General features: G+C 53.5%; 18 protein-coding genes, 3 pseudogenes and 1 riboswitch. Of the genes and pseudogenes, 9 read left to right on the top strand and 12 right to left on the bottom strand.

The annotated features are described in order from the left end of the window. The 5 genes and pseudogenes from ACFZCE_RS10860 to ACFZCE_RS10840 form a co-directional block, all read right to left on the bottom strand. A partial coding sequence (locus ACFZCE_RS10860) for a chloride channel protein (protein WP_390939315.1) occupies window positions 1-464 on the bottom strand: 464 nt, incomplete at its 3' end. Window positions 465-543: 79 nt separating this feature from the next. After that, window positions 544-616, bottom strand: a riboswitch (Fluoride riboswitch). Window positions 617-762: 146 nt separating this feature from the next. Continuing rightward, window positions 763-831 (bottom strand): annotated as a pseudogene (locus ACFZCE_RS10855) (DUF190 domain-containing protein); the annotation flags it as partial. Window positions 832-841: 10 nt separating this feature from the next. Beyond that, window positions 842-997 (bottom strand): annotated as a pseudogene (locus ACFZCE_RS10850) (fluoride efflux transporter CrcB); the annotation flags it as partial. 202 nt (window positions 998-1,199) lie between these two features. Further along, window positions 1,200-1,481, bottom strand: a complete 282-nt coding sequence (locus tag ACFZCE_RS10845) for an AzlD domain-containing protein (protein WP_349679031.1) — start codon at window positions 1,479-1,481, stop codon at window positions 1,200-1,202. Window positions 1,482-1,769: 288 nt separating this feature from the next. Further along, window positions 1,770-2,117: pseudogene (locus ACFZCE_RS10840) on the bottom strand (AzlC family ABC transporter permease). Between the two features lie 186 nt (window positions 2,118-2,303). Between ACFZCE_RS10840 and ACFZCE_RS10835 the strand changes: the two are divergent. Then, window positions 2,304-3,466, top strand: a protein-coding gene (locus tag ACFZCE_RS10835) for an IS3 family transposase (RefSeq protein WP_152965737.1) whose coding sequence is annotated in 2 segments (ribosomal slippage) — window positions 2,304-2,556 and window positions 2,556-3,466 — 1,164 coding nt in all. Because the reading frame shifts where the segments join, the coding sequence is not laid out codon by codon here. Between the two features lie 376 nt (window positions 3,467-3,842). Here the strand turns inward: ACFZCE_RS10835 and ACFZCE_RS10830 are convergent. Both ACFZCE_RS10830 and ACFZCE_RS10825 read right to left on the bottom strand, forming a co-directional pair. Next, window positions 3,843-5,549, bottom strand: a complete 1,707-nt coding sequence (locus tag ACFZCE_RS10830) for an ATP-binding protein (protein ID WP_049860742.1) — start codon at window positions 5,547-5,549, stop codon at window positions 3,843-3,845. Window positions 5,550-5,551: 2 nt separating this feature from the next. After that, window positions 5,552-6,529: an SIR2 family protein gene (locus ACFZCE_RS10825; protein ID WP_236690506.1), complete on the bottom strand. Its 978-nt coding sequence runs from the start codon at window positions 6,527-6,529 to the stop codon at window positions 5,552-5,554. 638 nt (window positions 6,530-7,167) lie between these two features. Here ACFZCE_RS10825 and ACFZCE_RS10820 point away from each other — a divergent pair. Genes ACFZCE_RS10820 through ACFZCE_RS10800 form a run of 5 tightly spaced genes read left to right on the top strand, consistent with a single transcriptional unit; the run spans window position 7,168 to window position 10,618 of the window. After that, window positions 7,168-7,518 (top strand): metalloregulator ArsR/SmtB family transcription factor, encoded by a 351-nt coding sequence (locus ACFZCE_RS10820; RefSeq protein WP_049860765.1) that lies wholly within the window; start codon window positions 7,168-7,170, stop codon window positions 7,516-7,518. A gap of 22 nt (window positions 7,519-7,540) precedes the next feature. After that, window positions 7,541-8,830, top strand: coding sequence for an arsenic transporter (locus ACFZCE_RS10815; protein WP_049860743.1), 1,290 nt, complete (start codon window positions 7,541-7,543; stop codon window positions 8,828-8,830). Window positions 8,831-8,839: 9 nt separating this feature from the next. Further along, window positions 8,840-9,310: an arsenate reductase ArsC gene (locus ACFZCE_RS10810; protein ID WP_049860744.1), complete on the top strand. Its 471-nt coding sequence runs from the start codon at window positions 8,840-8,842 to the stop codon at window positions 9,308-9,310. Next, window positions 9,310-10,044: an arsenical resistance protein ArsH gene (gene arsH / locus ACFZCE_RS10805; RefSeq protein ID WP_049860745.1), complete on the top strand. Its 735-nt coding sequence runs from the start codon at window positions 9,310-9,312 to the stop codon at window positions 10,042-10,044. Before ACFZCE_RS10810 ends, arsH begins: the two co-directional genes overlap by 1 nt. A gap of 19 nt (window positions 10,045-10,063) precedes the next feature. Next, on the top strand, window positions 10,064-10,618 hold the full coding sequence (locus tag ACFZCE_RS10800) for an arsinothricin resistance N-acetyltransferase ArsN1 family B (protein WP_049860746.1): 555 nt from the start codon (window positions 10,064-10,066) through the stop codon (window positions 10,616-10,618). A gap of 12 nt (window positions 10,619-10,630) precedes the next feature. On the opposite strand, the gene ACFZCE_RS10795 is transcribed toward ACFZCE_RS10800, so the two are convergent. Next, complete coding sequence (locus ACFZCE_RS10795; RefSeq protein ID WP_049860747.1) at window positions 10,631-11,107, bottom strand: helix-turn-helix domain-containing protein; 477 nt, start codon at window positions 11,105-11,107, stop codon at window positions 10,631-10,633. 298 nt (window positions 11,108-11,405) lie between these two features. On the opposite strand from ACFZCE_RS10795, the gene ACFZCE_RS10790 reads away from it, so the two are divergent. The 3 genes from ACFZCE_RS10790 to ACFZCE_RS10780 all read left to right on the top strand — a co-directional run bounded on the left by ACFZCE_RS10790 (window position 11,406) and on the right by ACFZCE_RS10780 (window position 13,510). Then, complete coding sequence (locus ACFZCE_RS10790; RefSeq protein WP_049860766.1) at window positions 11,406-12,134, top strand: metallophosphoesterase; 729 nt, start codon at window positions 11,406-11,408, stop codon at window positions 12,132-12,134. Continuing rightward, window positions 12,134-12,442: a hypothetical protein gene (locus tag ACFZCE_RS10785; RefSeq protein ID WP_049860748.1), complete on the top strand. Its 309-nt coding sequence runs from the start codon at window positions 12,134-12,136 to the stop codon at window positions 12,440-12,442. Before ACFZCE_RS10790 ends, ACFZCE_RS10785 begins: the two co-directional genes overlap by 1 nt. 438 nt (window positions 12,443-12,880) lie before the next feature. Next, window positions 12,881-13,510 (top strand): HAD family hydrolase, encoded by a 630-nt coding sequence (locus ACFZCE_RS10780; RefSeq protein ID WP_049860750.1) that lies wholly within the window; start codon window positions 12,881-12,883, stop codon window positions 13,508-13,510. Between the two features lie 179 nt (window positions 13,511-13,689). Here the strand turns inward: ACFZCE_RS10780 and ACFZCE_RS10775 are convergent, their stop codons facing one another. The 4 genes from ACFZCE_RS10775 to ACFZCE_RS10760 are packed head-to-tail and all read right to left on the bottom strand — an operon-like array spanning window position 13,690 to window position 18,889. After that, a complete protein-coding gene (locus ACFZCE_RS10775; RefSeq protein ID WP_049860751.1) occupies window positions 13,690-14,106 on the bottom strand; it encodes a hypothetical protein in 417 nt (138 codons plus the stop codon). Further along, window positions 14,107-16,239, bottom strand: coding sequence for a hypothetical protein (locus ACFZCE_RS10770; RefSeq protein WP_082223645.1), 2,133 nt, complete (start codon window positions 16,237-16,239; stop codon window positions 14,107-14,109). It abuts the gene before it with no gap. Continuing rightward, a complete protein-coding gene (locus ACFZCE_RS10765) occupies window positions 16,239-17,696 on the bottom strand; it encodes a hypothetical protein (protein ID WP_296252985.1) in 1,458 nt (485 codons plus the stop codon). Before ACFZCE_RS10765 ends, ACFZCE_RS10770 begins: the two co-directional genes overlap by 1 nt. Further along, window positions 17,693-18,889 carry a tyrosine-type recombinase/integrase gene (locus ACFZCE_RS10760; RefSeq protein ID WP_049860753.1) on the bottom strand — a complete coding sequence of 399 codons (1,197 nt, stop codon included), beginning with the start codon at window positions 18,887-18,889 and terminating at the stop codon, window positions 17,693-17,695. The genes ACFZCE_RS10765 and ACFZCE_RS10760 overlap by 4 nt, the downstream gene beginning before the upstream one ends. Between the last annotated feature and the right edge of the window lie 114 nt (window positions 18,890-19,003).

The raw sequence follows: 19,003 nt of genomic DNA, 5'->3' as shown, positions 1-19,003 counted from the left end.
CCAGCACTGACACAGGCCAAGAGAATCACCCGGCGATCTTCGCGGCGTAGCCGAAAGACATGCGTCAGTTGATCGGCAAGAGCGCCGCCCATCTGCACCGCCGTTCCCTCACGTCCCACAGATGCACCGAAGAGGTGGGAAACCACGGTTCCGATTAGCACCATCGGCACCATGCGCAAAGGCACGATCTTCTTAGGATCATGGATCTCATCGATGATCAGGTTGTTTCCGGCATCAACGGGTTTGCCTATCAAGTGATACGCAAGTCCGACGGCGAAGCCAGCAACTGGCAGGAGCCAGAGCACCCAGGGATGGGCTTCTCGCCATTGGGTGGCATGATCCAAAGAAAGGAGGAATAACGCAGAGGCAGAGCCTGCCAAAAGAGCTACAAGACCAGCAAGCGCAAGCCATTTCGCAATATAGGGCAGTAGGTCGAGTTGTTCAGGTCGTCGAAATTTAGACATTTGGCCAGCCACAAAAAGTAAGTAGGCCTGACCAAAAAGGGATTCTGAGCGCGAACGCCTACAGACCTGGTTTGATCAGGTTTCTGTAGGCATCATCAGCTGCTACGGGCGCAGCGGTTGGTTAATGGAGGAATGCCATCTCCAATGCGCCGATCTTAGCTAGTCCTGTCCAAAATGTAAAATCGTGTTACGGAAAGTCGTCGTCAAGTCACAGCTTATGAAAGCACGTTAGACTACGTAGCATCTTTTCCGACGAAGCCCATCTCAATTGGGGTCTTTATGAAAAACACGAGATATCCTCGCCGAGCATCTTTCCCTGATAGCGACGGTTCTGTTGGGTAAAGAAAGTCACCAGGAAACTTTTCATGTTCATCTCCTCAGCGCGTGTCGAATATTTGATAGGACAGAAGCCCGGCAGCCGTCATTGCCAGCGAACCCAGGACGTGTAGTGAAACTGAGCCGAGCACCCAGAACAGCCTGCCTTTCTGGATTAGGACAACGGTTTCTGCCGAAAACGTAAAAAAGGTAGTTAACCAATCATAGTCCTGTCCTGGATTGGCGACATGAAGCTGATACACCTACGCACCCTGTCTAAGGTTCACGTACGCATCATGTGCACTGGTCAAGTCGGATGCAAACGACTGGTCAAGTCGAATGCAAACGGGTGGTCAAGTGAATGCAATTACACCCATCGCGAGTGAATCAGAGATCGATCCATTTCGACGGTAGTTTTCCCTAGCTGCTCAACAGGTATTTGAAAAGTGCCAGCGAAGAAACACCAGCTGCCACGATCACCAACATTGGTCTTTTCCAGGCAGCCGCTATCGTAATTGCCAATGCAAGAAGTTTTTCAGGGTGTGGCGAGACGAAGTGCGGTGCGATAGCCGCAATCAAAACGCAACCAGGCGCAACGTCTAGTACCGCCCGTGCCCGTGGACTGAGCTTACGGTTTCGCAACAGCAGAAACCCATTGGTTCGCGTGGCGTAAGTCACCAGAGCCATACCTATTATCGTCATGAGAGAGGCGTAACTGATCATTCGACTGAAGCCTCTAGGTATGCTCAAGCAATGCCTGCAACGGTGCCCGCTAATACGAACCACGCGCCTGGAACCAAGAGAAAGGTAGCTGCTGCCACTATCAAGCCAATCAGCCTCGGCTTGGCAAATCGTTCCACATGCCACGGAGCAGGACAATGAAGACCCCTGGGAATGCCGTGGCGAACCCGTAGCGGTCTATATCTCCCAGCACCGGCCCCATCAAAGCGCCGAGAACAGCATACCCCCCCATACCGGATAAAAGGGGAATTACGCTCCCCAGTAGTACGGCCTACAGAAAGCCGTTTCATAACCGGCGAGAGAACGTCGCAGCGTATCGGCATAGCTTATTGCCCAGCCTCCGTCAGCCATGAAGAAAAGGGCCGGAACAATTTTCCTTTTTGGAAGGTGCTGGAGGTATGGGGCCAAAGCAGCGCCCATGACGATATGGCGACTGTTGATCAGGAAGGTGATCAGAATGATCGTCTAAATCGGGATAGGGGCCGACCAGAGCTGAATAGCCGCAAACTCAGATCCCCCAGCGAAATTCAGCCCTGTCATGGTGGTCACTTCCCCAACGGAGAGTCTGACTTGGGATGCTTGAGCTCCTAGCACCATCGCATAGGGCGCGACGGCGAACAGCACGGGGAATGCGTCTTTCACGCCCCTTACAACTTCGGCTCTGATGTTTTCTTCGATCATGGCAGCGTTCTTGTGCTCCAGCGAATAGCGTTATCCAGTGTAGTGGTCTAATGAAACCGGACACCCATTTAGGCGAGAATGCTCGCCACAGAGAGGTGTCTGATGACCAAGCAACGTCGTACCTTTACCCCTGAGTTCAAGCGCGAGGCGGCGTGCCTGGTGCTCGACCAAGGCTACAGCCATACCGAAGCAGCCCGTTCGCTTGGGCTTGTTGAGTCGGCCTTGCGCCGTTGGGTGAACCAGCTCCAGCAAGAACGTGGCGGTACTACTCCGACCAGCAAAGCCCTGACGCCTGAGCAGCAAAAAATCCAGGAACTCGAAGCCCGTATCAACCGGCTAGAACGGGAAAAATCCATCTTAAAAAAGGCCACCGCGCTCTTGATGGCCGAGGAACACGAGCGTTCGCGTTAATCGATCAACTTCGGGCTCAAGAGCCGATTGATCTGTTGTGCTCGGTATTTGAAGTAACCCGATCGTGCTACTACGCGTACTGCCGGAAACGTCGGTATCCAGATGCCGAACGGGTGGTTTTGCGCAGTCGCGTGAACAAGCTGTTTACGCAAAGCCGAAGCGCTGCGGGCAGCAGGAGCATCATGCTGATGATGAAAGAGGACGGCATGCAGATCGGGCGATTCAAGGTACGTAAGTTGATGCGCGAGATGAACTTGATCAGCAAACAGCCGGGCTCACATGCCTACAAAAAGGCGACCGTGGAGCGACCTGATATCCCGAACGTGCTTGATCGAGGGTTCAGCGTGGCGTCCCCCGACAAGGTCTGGTGCGGTGACATCACGTACGTTTGGGCCGAAGGTCGGTGGCACTATCTAGCGGCGGTAATCGATCTTTATGCGCGCCGGGTTGTGGGCTGGGCGTTCTCGGCCAAGCCCGACGCCGACCTGGTGATCAAAGCGCTGGACATGGCCTATGAGCAGCGTGGTCGGCCTCAAAATGTGCTGTTTCACAGTGATCAAGGCAGTCAATACGGCAGCCGGAGTTTCCGCCAGAGACTATGGCGATACCGCTTCACACAGAGCATGAGTCGGCGCGGCAACTGCCATGACAACGCGCCAATGGAGCGGCTATTTCGCAGCCTGAAAACTGAATGGATACCGACGGTGGGCTATATGAGCGCTTCGCTAGCGCAACAGGATATTGGCCGGTTCCTGATGGAGCGATACAACTGGCGGCGACCGCATCAGTTCAACGAAGGGCAAACGCCTGCGGTCGCTGAGGAAAAACTCAATTCAGTGTCCGGGATCAGTTGACCACTACACGGGGCGTATAGGCAGTTGATTTTTCTATAAAAAAACCCCCTTCATTAGCAAGGGGGTTCTTAGTGTTTTTTAGATTAATGTATACGCTTTTGCCTACCTGAATTTCACTGGCAAAATACTCATATCCGTCTGTGTATACATTCGCGAAGCTCAGCGCTGGCGGGGCTTTCATCAAGTCTTAGCCGGTACGCTCGGGTAAAAACGTATACTTTTGACCGTTTCAGCTTCATTTTCAGGGTCGAAGTATACGCCTTATCAGCCAAATTTCGACCCAAAATTTTCTTACGTGGACGTCCCTGACCAACCCGAAGCTGCAGGTAAATTGTCCGCCCGGATAAGCTAGCGCCCATCGACAAGGATTGCGATTTCACCATAGCCCTTGAAAGCTTGGCCCATCCGATTTTGGAGGCTGGGTGGGACGCCCGATCTGAATAGTCACCGGAATTGGGAAATCTACACCTACCAAAGCCACCTCACCTTGCTTCAGATTGGGCAAGAAAGCGGCGGCTGAACGATCCAGCTCCCCACACGCACGTTCAACCACTTCTCGGTCACGGTCATTGGTCAGTCTATGAACCAGCAACGTGCCCATCTGACTCAACACTCCTTCGGTAATGTCTCGTGGTCGCTGGGTGACCAGGCAAATGTTGAGTCCGTACTTTCGGCCCTCTTTCGCGATGAGTTCGAACGCATCCAGGTTCTGAACGTCATCTTCACCTCCTAGGGTTTTCCCTAGGAAGTTGTGAGCCTCGTCCAAAATGACGATCAACGGTCGCTGTCGAAAGGCCTCGTGACGGGCTCGCAGCAATAGCAGTCTGCCGATGGCGTTGGCGATGACTTCTCTCGCGTTGAATTCATAGCCGACTGAGCTGAGGCATATTCTGAACAGCCGCTTTTCTCCAGCGATAAATTCATCGAGATGTTCAACCAGGCTCGGAAGGCCTTCTGCCGGGCGAAACACACAGCTCAACGACGGAGAGTCCATTACGCTCATGATTCGCGTCATGAGAGAGGAGCAGTACGATAGCTCGGTGCTTGCAGCGCCCCATCTGGTCATGTCGTTGTTGTATCCCGTCGGCATGCAGCATTCCTCGACAATTTGCCGAACCAACATGCTCATATCGAAGGGAAGATTTGGATTGCCTACCCGGTTGGCGTTGTCATCCCTGTTCATCGCTCGACGAAAATCAGCTTTGAGTTGACCTACCTTCGGGACGTACCCTTCTGTGAAGATATCTGGAGCTAAGGCGGCAAGCCTCAGGCTCCTTATGGCTTCTCTGAGTTTGGGGCCTTGGGTTTTACCTGACGGCTGGAAGAGTGCGATGAAATCAGTTTCATTGAAGCATCTGGGCGGAATACCTACCTCAAGAGAGCCTGGAGTTCGATGCAGCGGGTTTCCGAGATGGTGATGTGTTGTGTCTTCCCCTTCGAGTGACCGGTATTCCCCTGTCGCGTCCACAAGCACGATCTTGCAAGCGTATCGACGGCATTCCTCGATGAGCTTTGAAGTCGTCCAACTTTTCCCACCTCCAGTTGAGCCCAAGATCGCGCAATGTCGACCAAAGAGTTTTTCTGGCGTTACAGCAATCGCGAAACCGCCATCCCCAGATACATGTCCGAGATTGAGCGCTACGCGAGGGGGCTCCCCATTTATCCCGCTCGAAATCAGTGTCGGGATTTTGGAGATAAACGAGCCGGGTGCTGAGTAGACCCGGTCTCCTAGTCGTGGGTAGGAGCTGACGCCTGCAGTGACCTTCAAGGTGTGTGGGTGAACAGACCCTAGCAGGCGTATCAAGCCGATTGCGTCAATAGCCTGCGTGCCAGCGAAGTCTTGGGAAATTTCGGTACGCTCACGATCAGGAAGGTTCACTTCAGTAATGCGTCCTAGGAGCACCGCTTGCTGACCCTCGATCAGTACCAGTTCCCCCACCTCACCTTTGCCATAGCGATTTTGACCTAGATATCGACCGCTGTTTTCTCCAGCATGTGCCAGGTTGATTTTGATCAATTGCGCTGCAACGCTGGTGACCACTCCGATTTTCAGTGTGCTAAGAAGTATCCCTTCTGGAGACATGGTTATCTACCGATCCGTTTAACAGCATTCGCCAACTGTTCAGCTGGCGAAGCGGTGCGCAGGTGGGGGATGTGAGCCGCCAAATCGCCAAATGAACCGCTGACGAAATGGACGTCGAAACCGCGTTCAGCGAGATCGCGGAATTTTCCCCAGTAGGGGCTCGATCCATTGTCCCCACGGTTGTGGACATGGCTGATGCCATTGTAGTCGCAGAGAATCAGCTTCAGGCTGGGGTTGGATTGCAATGCCGAATAAATCGGTTCGGAAAGGTGGTCATCGTTAAACCCGAATCCTGACACAACCAGGCAGCTGTTTGGTTGTCGTAAAAACTCCAGAAATCTTGAAAGCAGCTCCAAGTGGGGTTGAAGAAACGCTTGCTGGTATTTTCCTTTTGCGGGATATATTAGGCACGCGTTTTCCGGCGTCGGTCGGCTGTCCTCGTAGATTTCATGACCATCTCGGCTCCAGCTGACTGATCCGTGTAGCTTCAGCAGTTGAAAAATGCCTTCGGCAAACTCGTGGCTGTCTGCCTCCCGGCGTACGATGTCGTACGTGAAATGTTTGCCGTCAAACCGGCGTCTGCGGGTGTAGGAAAATCCGTCAATAATGACCATACCCAGTTCCGACGCTGCCGTTTCGAAACACATGTCATAGTTTGTAGTAAACACCTTCAGGCGCGGGTCACGAACCCTTCTCCTAGCCAGCTTCTGGAGGAGTTCACGATATGCCGATATGTCTGAAGTGGGCAGGGTAATGAACGTTGAGCAAGCGTGTAGGATTTGCTCCTTCACGAGTGCGACAAACTCATCAACGACTGGGTCGTCATTGAACGCCAGGTAGGCATCGCACTGTGATAAGAAATGCTCGATGTTCGGATTTCGGCGCTCGGCGTAACGGACACGCTCAGTAACCTGCTGACCGGCAGCTGTCAGCGCATGGGTCTGCGGGTCGCACATCGAGTCTTGCCATAGCTTCCACATGCTAGGCCCGCCTGGGTTGCCTAGAGATGTACCGCTTCCAGCAAAAAACCCTAGGTTAGGTACCTGAAGAGCAGACGAAAACATCTCGCTAAGCCTATTCCTGTTCGAGCTGATCATATTTTCATCATCAGGCTCGACCCCTTTCAGGACTTGATAAGCCTCAGCTGTCAGCGGCATCCACTCACTCGCACCTGGCGGAAGGTATGCCTGCTGCCCTTGGTACGGAGGTGGGAGAGGAATTACAGGCAGTCGTGGTGGAGGGACAAATGGAGGTGCGTCGACTGGCATAGAACACGATCCTGTGTTGTGAAATGAAAGCCATACAGCCTCGGTCTTCAACCGTTCCCAAGCTGCCTGTGTTGATATCTGCTTGGCATCATATCGCAAGCGGACTTAGCGACGTATGGCAGATCGCCTACACCGGAGCCGAGTCAGATGGGGAGTCCATGGGGGATCAGCCAAGCTCCAAACCTCCGAGCATATGATGGCTGACGAGTGATATCTCCGTCGCGCTGCTGAAGTGATCGGCGATCACTGAAGCCCGGATCATCGAGTCCCGTCACTAGGTATTTGTACAAGCGAGCTGGATATGTTTATATGCGTATATTCGGTTATTCACATATTGAGGTTGATTGCTTGTGAGCCTTCCACCACACACCTTCTTCAAATGCCTCGGGGACGAAACCCGCGCTCGGATTATGCTCATGCTTTCGGCTGAGGGTGAGCTGTGCGTCTGCGAGTTGATCTGGGCTCTGGACGATAACCAGTCGAAGGTTTCCAGACACCTTGCACAGTTGCGTGCTTGCGGGTTACTCGCGGATCGCAGGCAGGGTCAGTGGGTTTACTACCGGCTGCATCCCGAGCTTGAACAGTGGGCGCTGGATGTTCTGAACGTCACTACGCAGGCCCACCTGTCTTGGGTTAACGACCATCAAGGAAGGCTGGCTTCCATGGAAGACCGGCCCGTACGCCAGGCCTCCTGCTGCTGACCTCCTGATCTGGAAGATACCCATGCTCATCGCTGCGTCGATTTTCGTAGTTACGCTCGTCCTTGTTATCTGGCAACCCAAGGGGTTAGGTGTCGGCTGGAGCGCGGCAGCGGGTGCCGTTTTGGCACTACTGGCTGGCGTCGTGAGCCTGGGGGATGTGCCGGTGGTGTGGCACATCGTCTGGAACGCTACCGCGACTTTCATCGCCGTAATCATCATCAGTTTGCTGCTTGATGAAGCGGGTTTATTCAAATGGGCAGCGCTTCATGTCGCCCGCTGGGGCGGTGGGAAAGGCGGGCGCCTGTTTGCTTTGATGATCTTGCTCGGGGCAGCCGTCTCGGCGCTTTTCGCCAACGACGGCGCAGCACTGATCCTCACTCCCATCGTTATAGCGATGCTCACGGCGTTGCGCTTTAGCCCTGCATCGACCTTGGCGTTCGTGATGGCCGCAGGCTTTATCGCCGATACCGCCAGTCTGCCCATGGTGGTGTCGAACCTGGTCAACATCGTTTCGGCAGACTTTTTCAGCGTAGGTTTCGGAGAGTACGCTTCAGTCATGTGGCCAGTGAACCTAGTGGCAGTGGCCGCGACGCTGTTCATGCTCTGGATGTTTTATCGAAAGGACATTCCCGCCCAGTACGACGCGAATGAGCTTGAGGCACCAGAGGCTGTGATTCGTGACCGGGCGACCTTCATTGCTGGCTGGTGGGTGCTTGGCCTACTACTGGTTGGCCTGTTCGCACTGGAACCGTTAGGCATCCCTATCAGCGCCGTCGCTGCTGTGTGTGCGGTGATCCTGCTGGTCATCGCAGGGAAAGGCCACATCATCTCGACGAGGAAAGTCATCAAGCACGCACCCTGGCAGATCGTCGTGTTCTCGCTGGGCATGTATCTGGTGGTCTATGGCCTGCGCAATGCCGGTCTGACTGACTCCCTCTCGGGATTGCTTAACACGTTCGCCGAACATGGACTGTGGGTCGCGACCTTCGGCACGGGCATCACCGCTGCGCTGTTGTCCTCGATCATGAACAACATGCCGAGTGTGCTCATCGGCGCTCTATCCATTCAGGGTAGCGACGCTACGGGCTTGGTGCGTGAAGCCATGATCTACGCCAACGTCATCGGCTGCGATCTCGGCCCAAAGATTACCCCAATCGGAAGCTTGGCCACGCTGCTGTGGCTCCATGTCCTGGCGCAGAAAAATATCCGTATCACCTGGGGCTACTACTTCAAAGTCGGCAGCATCCTCACCCTCCCTATCTTGCTGGTAACGCTTGCGGCACTGGCGTTGCGGCTGAGCATTCCCGTCTAGGAGACACCCATGAAAGTACTGTTTATGTGCACGGCCAACAGCTGTCGGAGCGTTCTCTCTGAGGGGCTGTTCAACCACTCGGCCCCGGACGGTTTTACTGCCGTCAGTTCAGGCAGCTTCCCCAGTGGGCAACTGAATCCCCGCGCTGTGAGCACGCTGCAAGCGCTGGGCATCGACACCACAGATCTCTACAGCAAAGGTTCAGAGGTCTTTTCGGACTCACCACCCGATGTGGTTATCACCGTTTGTGACAAGGCCGGAGGCGAACCCTGCCCGGTCTATTTTGGGCCTGCTGTCAAAAGCCACTGGGGCCTTGCCGACCCTTCCGATGTTGAAGGAACGGACAGCGACATACAGGCTGCATTTGACTCGACCGTCGTCCAAATCAGAAAGCGTTTCGACGCGTTCTTCAGCCTGGATCATTCGGCGTTTACACCGCAGGAGCTGAAGTGCGAGCTAGATCGGATAGGTGAACTGTAATGGACGAATTTTCCTCGGAGGGCAGTCCGGAAATTCCAAATCTGGATTTATCAGTGATCGACGTCCCAACACTGGATCGTCTTCAAAACAACGACCAAGCGACTCACAAGCCACGCATTTTGTTGTTGTACGGTTCAACCCGTGAGCGCTCTTTCAGTAGGCTACTGACTCAGGAGGCGGCACGCATCCTGACTCTAATGGGGGCCGAGGTCGTGATCTTTGACCCGTCAGGTCTGCCTCTCCCTGATGACGCCCCGGAAGACCATCCAAAGGTTAAAGAGTTGCGAGATCTGGTTCTGTGGTCAGAGGGACAGGTGTGGTGTTCGCCAGAGCGTCACGGTGCAATGTCTGCTGTATTCAAAGCCCAGATCGACTGGATTCCTCTCACGATGGGCGCTGTCCGGCCTAGCCAGGGCAAGACGCTCGCCGTAATGCAGGTCTGCGGTGGATCACAGTCCTTCAACACGGTAAACCAGCTGCGGATCCTCGGGCGCTGGATGCGAATGATCACCATCCCAAACCAATCGTCCGTACCCAAGGCGTTCCTGGAGTTTGACGATGCAGGGCGTATGAAGCCATCTGCCTACTACGACCGTGTGGTGGACGTGATGGAAGAACTGATGAAGTTCACGTTGATGGTTCGGGGCCGGGAAACGTATCTGGTAGACCGCTACTCCGAGCGTAAGGAAAGCGCTGAGGCACTCTCGAAACGGGTCAACCAAAGATCGATTTGAGCCACCAAGGGGATTAAGGATGAGCAACATCAGCACAGTCAGGATTGCGCAGCTTTCGGACGCGCAAGATATCCAGGCAATCTACGCACCGATGGTTGAGCGTACCGCGATTTCGTTCGAGCTAGAGTCCCCTTCAGTCGAAGAGATGGCCAAGCGGATTAAATCGACTTTGCCGACTTACCCCTACCTCGTAGCGGAGCGAGACGGCCAGGTGATCGGCTATGCATACGCCAGTCAGCATCGTGCTCGTGAGGCCTATCGCTGGTCGGTCGACGTCACGGTCTATATAGCGCCCAACGCACACCGTAGCGGCGTTGGCCGGGCTCTCTATGACGTATTGCTGCCGACACTGAAGAGGCAAGGCTTTCACGCAGCCTATGCCGGGATCGCGCTTCCCAACGATGGCAGCGTGGGGCTACACGAAGCGCTTGGCTTCGCTCACATCGGTACGTATCCAGAAGTAGGATTCAAGCATGGTGTCTGGCATGACGTCGGGTATTGGCGAATTGCGCTGGATGTCGCGAGTCCGCCGAAACCAGCCGTGCCGTTCAATGAGATTAGTCCGCAGATCTAGCCTGGAGCCTACCTATTCAACATCACGTCGCCAAAGGTCGTGTACTGTCTGCTTGGGTATCCCCAGCATCTCGGACGTCATCTTTTGACTCATTCCTTCTGCCTTGCACTTAAGGACTTTCTGGAGTTTTTCTGGATCGACCGGCTTCCCTGGCCGGCGCTCAACCACCGCTCCCGTAGCGACCTCTGCTTTGAGGACTTCGCCACCACCGGAATGCTCAAAATCGTCTAGTTCTGCCTGTACCTTCTGCAGAAGCATTTGGGTGGAATGGCCGCTATTCGCTGACAAAGTCAGTGCTAGGAATGTGAGCGGGCTAATCCCTAGCCCTGCGCAGATCGATTCGAGCTTGTCCAGCGTGACCGTTGATGCTCCCTTCTCCAAGCGGAACATGTAGGTACGGCTGCTTCCATAATTTAGGCTCTCTTGGCTATGGCGGCCCTGGCGACGCAAGGTACGAAGCACGGCGGCCAAGGCAAGCTTAAGCGACATGAAAATTCCTCAAAGATGAGGATAAAGCCACGTTGCCCAGTCCGGTTCTACTGTATATAGTGAACAAGTCCGGACTGCTGTGAGCGCCTGTTTTCATGAAAGGGCTCTGGGTATGTGCTGGGGGCTTCCGCTATGCGGGCGAGTCGGTGGGATCAATCCAGGAGCCTGCGAGGCCTTCGTTTGAACCTCAATATACCGGTAAAACGTCGTTCAGCTCATGATCGATGAGGCCGGGACTAAGGCTAAAACCGAACCAGCGTGGCCGGTTCACTGCGATATCAGAACCGTAACGGGTCTTATGAAAATCTTGATTTATTCCGATCTGCACAATGAGTTTGATCGCTTTGAGCCGCCGCTAGCAGAGGTCGATCTGGTGGTGCTTGCAGGGGATATTGATCTGCGAACACGGGGCGTTCTATGGGCCAATGACTCCTTTGACTGCCCGGTAATCTACTGCTGCGGCAACCACGAGCTGTACCAAGGGCACATCGATCGGACGCTTGCGAAAATGAAAGCCGCAGCTCACAGCCACGTTCGTGTCATGGAAAACGAAACCTTAATCCAAGGTGATGTGCGTTTCTTGGTTGGTACGGCTTGGACTGACTTCACTGGTACTGGTGATGTTGTGGCAGCTTCCTCTGTCTGCGCTAGAGAGATGACTGACTTCCGCGTAATCAGGGCAGGGGATAACTACAGGCGGTTACGCCCTGCCGATGTCATTGAGAAGAACCGATTGACTCGTGAGTTTCTCAAGCGCGAGCTGGCGATCCCTTTTCCCGGAAAAACCGTGGTCGTGAATCACCATTGTCCGATACCAGAGGCAGCTGGAGATGAGAACGAAGGACACATCAGTGCTGCTTATTTCAATCGGTGGTACGACTTTATTGCTCAAGCTGACGGATGGATTTTTGGCCATACCCACCACGCCATTGATGTCCATTTTGGCCAGTGTCGGGTGATTTCCAATCCGAGGGGGTATCCCTCGGAAGTTACCGGGTTCGACCCATACAAAATTGTGGAATTCTGATGCGCCGCACCATAAAACGAACTACTGCCGAAGTTCTGCCAAGCAGCATTCCGGATGAGGTCTTGCAAGCGAGCGCTATCGATTGGGAGGTGATGGTTGATGCATATCTTTTTGGCGCAGCGTTTGTAGGGGGCTGCTATGCCGCCCGTGCGTTCCTAGATCGCTCTGGAGCGATTGACGACGGCATGACGGTACTGACCCCCGTGGTGGGGGTGATGGTCGAGAGGAGCGGGTTTGTGCTCGTACGAAGCCTGAGCGGCCAGGATCACTACGTTATCGTCAGCCGGCATGAGCCAGTTAGGGAATAAGAAATCGGTGGAAACGAAAACTCCCGATGATGTGGTTAATGCTGCCCGCCTAAATTTTGGCATCGGTATCACTGCCTATTTGCACCACCCTGAGGTCTGCGGGTTTTCGCTGACAGGGCGAGTCTATTTTGATCGCAAGGACAGATTCCAAAATGGTCGCCTGATTCGGACGTCCGATGTTCTGGAGTTTGTCGAAATTGGTGACCACCTCGTGGCGGTTACACTCACTGGCAGTACCTACGTACTGGTAGCGCCCAGCTGCGAAATGCTGACGCTGCCTGGGGGTTGACGATGGAGTGGAGGGGCAGGGCTCCACGAGGCGGGCTGGCGCCAGCATATCGAGGGCTGAACAGTTGTGCCCAAGTGGTGCAAGGCACACTTTCATGAGCTCTGGTTGTAAATTTTGACTAGATCCACCCTCGAATCAGGTGATGCATGATGAGATACCGGGCCGTGCTTCTAGATGCATTCGGCACAATCTTGAGAATCAAGACTGGCAAGCATCCATATCGACAGCTTCTGAAGGAAGGGCTTCGTAACGGACGCCGTCCGAATCCTGATGATGCAAAAAAATTGATGACATTTAACGGAGGATTGCCCCAAGCAGCTGAGTACCTAGGTATCAGCGTTCACCCTCTCCGGTTGGCTGAAATCGAAGAAATGCTTGAGCAGGAAGTCGACTCGATAGTCGCATTTCCCGATGCTTTGGAAGCAGTCGCCCTGTTGCAGCAGCATGAGCTTCTACTGGCGGTCTGCAGCAATCTGGCGTACCCATACGGTCGTGCGGTCAAAAGGTTATTTCCGACCATGGATGGGTTCGGCTTTAGCTACGAAACTGGCTTGGCTAAACCAAATCCATGGATGTACCGAGCAACCTGCGAAATGATAGACGTTGAGCTCGACAACGTGTTTGGCGAGCACAGAGTAATTATGGTAGGAGATTCCCTACGCTGCGATTGCCATGGCCCGCGCGAAGTGGGGATTACCGGCATACATTTGGATAGATCAGGGGGTGGTCGCATCAGTGATTTGACGGGCTTTGCCCACCATGTGCTTCGCGAGTCGTAGCATTGTTGAAGGGGTGTCGCCGAAGGGTATCTGAGGCATTCATTCATCCTTCCAATACCAATCAGGAGCACCAGAGTGTAAACCTATTTTTCATACTGTAAGTCGATGAGGTTTACACGATGATTTTCTGGCTTACTGCTACCTGCTTGGTAAGCTCCCAGGCAGGTGAGCGCTACTTCCTATCGAATCTCTTTGGGCTTCGCGTACGGTAGTGGTCGTTCAAGCTCATCGAGAGTCATTTTGCCGCTACGAATGACGTTGTGGCTCCATCTCAGGAACTGTTCTAGTAAGGCGTGGTTTTCACGGGTCAGGCGCTTGACCCTTTCCTCAAGAAGCCTCACACGTTCTAAAGCCTTCTCAGTCTCTATGGCGCTGCGGGAGGTAGTCACGCCGCCATCATCCTTAGCCTGCTCCTTGGCGTGATCCCAGGCCGACTTGATGCGTGGATGTCTGAGCATTGCTGCCTTGGTGTACTTATGGCCGATATCTACCTCAAGCATGGCCAGATATCGATCCCAAGTGAGCTTCCCAGTCCAGCCGTCCAGCAGGCGTACGGCTTTTTCGATCCCCGTATCGTTTAGTTTTGGCGCGCCCATTCAGAAGAACCCCATATCAAGCAACAGCTTTTCGTCAGCATCAGTTTCGGTCTCAGGCTTGGCAAGGTTGGTGCTTGGGCCGGCCTGGTTGATGATCCTTACCGCCTGCGCTAGCCCGGCTTTTGACTGAGGTTGGTCAGGAGGTGGGAGAGTCAGCAGGGTGCCATCTGGAATGCTTGGATCGTTCAGCATCTCAAGAACCAGTTTCCAGCGCTCAAGCTTGGGCAGATGCAACTTCAACCAGCGGGCTGCGCCCGGCTCGCCTTCCTCTACAGCCTTTTGGGCATCTGCTACGGCCTTCTCGTGCATTTTGAATTGAAACTCAGCTTCATCAAGGTGGCGTTGTTCGCCCTTAACGAATGTGTGCTCACCACAGCTCACGCAATCCTTGTCCTTGGGGCAAGGCGTGAGAGCGTGGTCGTGGCGGCAAATGCCGTAGCGGGTGCGGTGTGTCGCTCCCAACTCAAGCTTGAGCGCCTCTTCCCTGGTAAGCCCATGGGTGACTTCAATAGAGCGCACTTTCGCTTCGAGCTGACCTGCTACCTGCAGTGGTTTACCTACATCCCCGAGCTTGAGGTAGGCCTCAATGAAGACCTCTTGGGGAAGATGGTCGTACCATTCGTTCTGACTGATGTTCTTACGCCCAGACCAAAATGCAATCAGGGCCTCGCTCAGGTGCTTGCTCTGAGCCAAGGTGTTCAGCAGGTGACGGAAAGCATGGGTGGAGATGCCCATGGGGCTGCCATCCGGATTGGCTTTGCTATTCCGTGTGAACACCGTGACTCCGCTGGGATTGGTACCCAACTGATGGTTGATCTGGTTCGTAGAAATTGGAGATGGCAGGTATAACAGGGTTTCCCCATCAGGCCGCAAAACGTTAGTAGGGAGAACAAAGAGGGCCTCGTGCCATTTGATCTTGGTATGCCCATCCAGGATCGGGAAAATAGCAGGCAATTTCCCCAGTACGTATCTTTCCAGAGAATCAAATTCGTATAGCGGGGCGAGCCCTGTTTTTCTGGAGTCTTGCATCCGACTCCGGTCATTTGTAACTTCGCCAGTTGCTACCAATCCGTAGCCTCTCTTGGCGTGCGAAGTTTGAATTGCTGTTTCCTTGCCCAGAATTTGTGACACCTCTTTCAACGTTATCGGAGATCCGCGCAGATGCTCAGTGCCGGGAGGAAGATAGAGGTCTTTAGGATTGTTAAGGTACCACTCTGCGGCTTTTCGGGCGGGGGCACCCAGCTCCGCTAGATATCTGACTGTAGATTCAATGATGGCTTCAAATTCATCGCTTGCGGCGAATTTTGTCATTGGCATAGCCCCCTTGGCGGGTGCCCATGCGATACCCATTATGGGCCCATCTTTGGTGTCAGCGCGACGTATGCAGTTGACAGGCAAACTGAGAATCTCACTGGCGCGGCTTGGTGCATACATGGCCAATGTGACGAAAGCAGTTGCTACCCTGTCAGGCATGGCTTTGCTTTTATGGTGGATATCAGCCAAGGCGAGAATAGATTCAAGGGATGGAAGCCTTGATGTGGATTTTTCGGCGTCTTTGGTAGAGACCCTGTCATTCCGCACAGGTTGTTTGTACTCGAATGGGCTGCGCCATTCGAGTATCACTGGAGTTAGACGAGCCGGGTTAACGATTTCCGTTACCACTCGCTCCAAAACTCGACCCATGGGCCAGGCATCCTGAAACTTCTCTCTGAGTATTTCAGCTGCCCTATCGAGCACAAATGGCGTGAGCTTGGTAATGCACGGCTTCAATTTAAAATCAATTAAAGCTTGTTCGATTACACGTAAAACCCCTAAGTGCCTATTGTATTCAACAAGGCGAAGGCGTCGCATCGTTTCGCTGAACGCAGATTTTGCAAAATCCATGAAGCATGGGTCGAGCGGTATTTGAACCAAGGGCTTATTGCCGGATTTGTCTTTTAAAGATCTGAAGTACACCAGCTTCTTAGTTTTCCCCTGAGCTCTGCCGATGACAAAAGTTGTGATGTCCCAGATGTTATCTTCCCACTCAACATTGGCGAATGGTGTATTTTTGCGAGCATGCTCTATATAGCGATTCAGGTTTTCCTGAGCGCTTAAATCATCTTTGCCTACGAAGTGAACAATTGTTCCCATTACTCAGTACCTGCCGATTCATCTCGGAGAGCAATGATTTGCTGGATCGCAGACATGGCATTGTGATTGATCTGACGGATCCTGGGTTCCGTTTCCATTTCTTGGTCGGCCACCAATGAGACCATCAATGTCTCCCAGGGGGCGCTCAAGAGAGGCTCGAAATGCGCGCAGCCGGCTAAGCATGCTACCGGGGCATTTTGGTGGCAGTCGGCGCGTGTCCCGCAAGCGCCTACAGGCTTGCCCATCAGCCGGAGAAAGTCCGTTATCACGGCGTCGGGATCGCCCGCCCTGGTTGCTTCCTCAAGTCCAGAGATAGACTTCCCTTGAAACGCCCTCGCGAAGTACCCCATTTCTTTCCCCAAGGCATCACGCACGGGTTTCTGCAGTTCGGGCATGGAGGCTCTGTAGTAGTGAATGCAGGACGTGCTGCGGTGTGTGAGAAGTCGTGCCACTTCGTAGTCAGATGCTCCTTGCGCTAGGGCTCGGGTAGCCAGTGTGTATCTGAAGCGATAGGGATTAATCGGAATTTTAGTTCCGAGGCGTTCGGAGTAAGTGTCTAGCTTTTCCAAACAAGATATAACGCGGCTTCCTAGTGCCTGGGCTGAGGGCTGATCAAATAATCTGCATTCAGCCTGGCTCATGCCTCTGGCGTCTTGATCCAAATACATTATGAGGCATTCAGCAAGCACAGTGGGGGCTCGGCGCGCCCAATATTCATTTGAGGATGTCATCTCGCCTTTAGCGAGCGGAACTTTTAAGGTGACTTCCATCCCGTTCCTGCTGTGGATGATTACATCACTCTTTTTCATTCGAAAGGCTTGGGCGGGCCTTACCCCTGTTCCGATAAAAAACCAGCATATAGTGAAGTCAGCTTGACTTATTGTCCTGTCTGAATATGCTCGATTGAGTTGGTGGTGAATGTTGTGGATTTCTTGCTCGGTGAAAGCCCCCCTTTCAGGGTCGTTGGTTACAAGATTGAAATATGCACCAACCCCTTGCTCCTCCCATTTTATTGGGTGCTTGATGAAGTCACAGACCTGCTCTGAAAGTCCACGCATTTCGTGTGCGGAAATCTGGCGTAGCAGCGGGATAACGAATGCTCTGTAGCTCGGGTGGGTGTTATTTAGCAAGTTTATTTCAGGGATATCGATTTCAGTCTTGCCTTTCATTTCAGGCAATGCAAACCAGTTGGCTACGGCATACATAACAGTATTGCTGTAGGATAGGCTGTGCGTGGATAGCAAATTCTTGTATGAAGCATAAATGCTTTCATGCAGCAGGTTGCCCGGCTCAAGTATATCGAGCCTCATTGGTTTTGAATTGCCGTCGCGATCTGCAATGCGCTCCTTTTTGCCCATTTCGATCTCAATTATCCTACCGTCCAGTAGAATCACCTGATCCTTTTTTGTAATGGGGGGGTGTTTGCTAGTTGTGGAGCTTTTGTTTGAAATGTTCATTGCTCTACTTCATCTTTCTTTGTGCGCAAGTCGTTTGCCAAGTCCTCTGCGATCCTGTCAGCCTTTTCGCGAATATGCCGACGTGAGTAGCGCTCTTCCATTTTGGATTCCTTCGACCAACCGTTGAAGCGGGTTCTCACCCGCTTCTCCTCCTCGGGCCTCATCCGTTTCTCTGGAGGGAGGCTATCGATCTTTCTGCTTAAACGATCATTCCACGTCCTGCGCAGTGCATGCGGCGCAATACTCTCTGATAGCTCGTTCTTTCGACGCAGCTCCCGGAACGTGAGGTTGATGGCCTCTACGGACAGGTGGTCGCCTTTAGCGGTTGTGAAAAGGTAACCGTGCCTCCTGGATTTGACGGGAATCTTGGCCCAGTGCCTCATCACGAACTCATGGAAGTCGTCTGCGGTTTGCTCGGAGATGGGCAAGGTTCTGGCAATCGTTTTCGAAACACGTACCTTCACTCGTCGGGCTGCATGATCAATGTCCTCCACCTTGATGTATCGCAACTCACTGCGTCTGACCGCTGTTTCGTTGAAGATCCGGTACATCAGGTGATTGCGGTACTGATGAAAATCAGACTGAAATGGATTGGTCACTGAGCCTGGCTCAAACGCCGCATCGATGGCTGTCATGAGATCTTCAGAAAGCCCCTCTGGCGCATCTCCCTCATCAGAGGGGGTGGCCCGAGGCTCTTGGGCTCGCAGGGCAGCAATCGCGTTCTCACGAGCCTTGGCGAGGTCTTTGCGGGGTTTCTGGGAGGCTTTAGGGGCAATGCGTTCGTGATTGAACTGCAGAAAGTTCGCCACGGTTCGGATCCGGTAACCACCTTCGACTGCGGAAATCAATGTCCGCTCTGGGGTCGGTGTACCGCCGCTGCGCACCTGTTCAAGCCGCACTACCTTGTTGGATCTTACTTCCAGAGAGGCTTCGACAAGCCGATCCTGTGCCGCCCGATCAAGGCGAAGGAAGAAGGCCAAATCCTCGCACTGCTCCATCGACAGGAATGACTCGGAGCGCAGCTCTACCTCCAGATCAATCTTTCTGGTTGTCGCCCATAGGTAGGCCATACCTACAGCGCGGAGAACCTTTTCGATGGTGGTCAAGGCAAAGCCAACGTCCCTGTATCGGAGAGTGGCATACACATTGGGCAGGAAGAGCGGGCGTCCTTCCTGATCGACCAGCACGGCCATCGGAAGGTCGTCTGATGCGGTGAAGGATCTGATGGAGTAACTAGGCAATGTATACGGTTCCGACCTATGAGCTAGATAGGGCGGCGAGTATAGGGAGGGGTATACGAGAAGTAA

This window comes from Pseudomonas sp. NPDC007930, from assembly GCF_042958985.1.
Taxonomy (GTDB): Bacteria; Pseudomonadota; Gammaproteobacteria; order Pseudomonadales; family Pseudomonadaceae; genus Aquipseudomonas.
This window is presented reverse-complemented; position numbering and strand designations above follow the sequence as displayed.